Origin of the sequence: Sulfitobacter sp. HGT1 (assembly GCF_013282155.1) — a bacterium.
Taxonomy (GTDB): Bacteria; Pseudomonadota; Alphaproteobacteria; order Rhodobacterales; family Rhodobacteraceae; genus Sulfitobacter.
In genome coordinates, this window is sequence record NZ_BLWI01000024.1 from 1 (window position 1) to 1,671 (window position 1,671).

A 1,671-nucleotide genomic window follows, 5' to 3' on the forward strand; every position below is an offset into this window, starting at 1 on the left:
CCCGCATTCCCCAAGTAAATCTCTGATTTTGCTATCCTGATCGTGGTATTTCGTATATAAATCATGGCGTTGACGGCTGAGAAGGGAGCATTTCATGGATCACCCAGAGGGTGCGGACTTGCAGCGGGCAGATCGGGTGGATTTCGACCGTCGTGTGCGGCTAGAGTTCAATGGCACGCAGCTCAGTTCCGACGGCGGTCTCTTGGTGATGCGCGAGTTGGATGACGCGCTCGGGCTATCGGATCTGGCGTCAGCGGCACTGCGCGACACTCGCACAGGCAAGAACTCCGTCCACCGACTCGATGGGCTGTTCCGGCAATCGGTGTTCGGTCGTCTGGCCGGATACGAGGATGTCAACGACGCCGACCGGCTGGCCCTCGATCCGGTCATGCGCCAGGTCGTAGGTGGCCGGGCTGTCGATGCGCAAGCGGCCTCAGCAACGCAGATGGGGCGGTTCGAGACCGAGACGCTGGCCTTGCCCGAGAACCGGGCGGCGCTGGCCGATCTGAACGGCGCGTGGATTGACCGCTTTCATGATCGCAACGGTCTCAAATACATCGTGCTGGACATGGACAGCTCGGTCAGTCCGACACACGGGGACCAGGAGGGCGCGGCCTGGAATGGGCATTTCGGATGCACCTGCTACCACCCAAACTTCTTGTTCAACCAGTTCGGCATGCTGGAGCGCTGCGCCCTGCGCAACGGGAACGTCCATAGTGCCGATGGCTGGCAGGAGGTTCTGGATCCGGTGATTGCCCGCTACGCTGGCCGCAACCTTGGGGGGCGCTTCTTCCGCGCTGACGCCGCCTATGCAATCCCGGCACTCTATGAACGGCTTGAGGAGACGGGCTACTTCTACGCCATCCGGCTGCGCGCCAATAACGTCCTGCGCGAGCAGATCGCCCATCAGCTGACGCGGCCCGTAGGGCGTCCGTCACAGACCAAGGTCAAGCGCTTTCACGAGGACTTCCAGTATCAGGCTGCGTCCTGGGACAAGGCGCGCCGCGTCATCGCCAAGATCGAGTGGCATCCGGGCGAGCTGTTCCCCCGTGTGGGCTTCATTGTCACCAACCTGCCCATGGAGCCCGATGAGGTCACCCGCTACTACAACCGACGAGGCACGGGCGAGCAGCACATCAAAGAGGGCAAGTATGCCTTCCGCTGGACACGGCTGTCGTGCAAGAAGTTCCGTGACAACGAGGCGCGGCTGCAACTTCATGCGCTATCTTACAACCTCGCCACCTTCCTGCGCTGCATCGAGTTGCCCGAGGAAATGGCAGACTGGTCACTGACCAGCCTCCAGCTGAAGCTGATCAAAATCGGCGCTCGCGTTGTTCGCCACGCCCGGGCCATCACCTTCCAACTCGCCGAGGTGGTTGTCACTGGCCCAATGGTGCGCACCATCCTTGCCGCCATCCGCCGACTGCGAGCGCCTCCGATATGCGCCTGACAGCGGTCCAACCCCAAACTGGACGAAAGCGGCAGGACAGGTGTGCCCAAAGCGCTGAAAATCATCACCTCCGGGCCAGCAAGGCACCAGTTCGAAGCATGAGGCACCCGCCTTCAGGCGTTTCCGCAACTCCGGATACCCTCAGAGGCAAAAAATACTTGATCCGCAGGCCTGATCAGGCGACCCTCGCCTCAGAGGGCAGGCAACTTGGGGAATGTCGG

The 1,671-nt window shown here is 61.6% G+C and carries 1 protein-coding gene; it reads left to right on the forward strand.

Annotation, left to right across the window (positions count from 1 at the left end):
• Nucleotides 1-94: 94 nt before the first annotated feature.
• On the forward strand, nucleotides 95-1,450 hold the full coding sequence (locus tag HGT1_RS18110) for an IS1380 family transposase (RefSeq protein WP_176251359.1): 1,356 nt from the start codon (nucleotides 95-97) through the stop codon (nucleotides 1,448-1,450).
• Nucleotides 1,451-1,671: the final 221 nt, after the last annotated feature.

What these genes read in the sequence shown, in the direction of transcription:
- HGT1_RS18110 (WP_176251359.1), top strand. Translation starts at nt 95, where the DNA reads ATGGATCACCCAGAGGGTGCGGACTTGCAGCGGGCAGATCGGGTGGAT.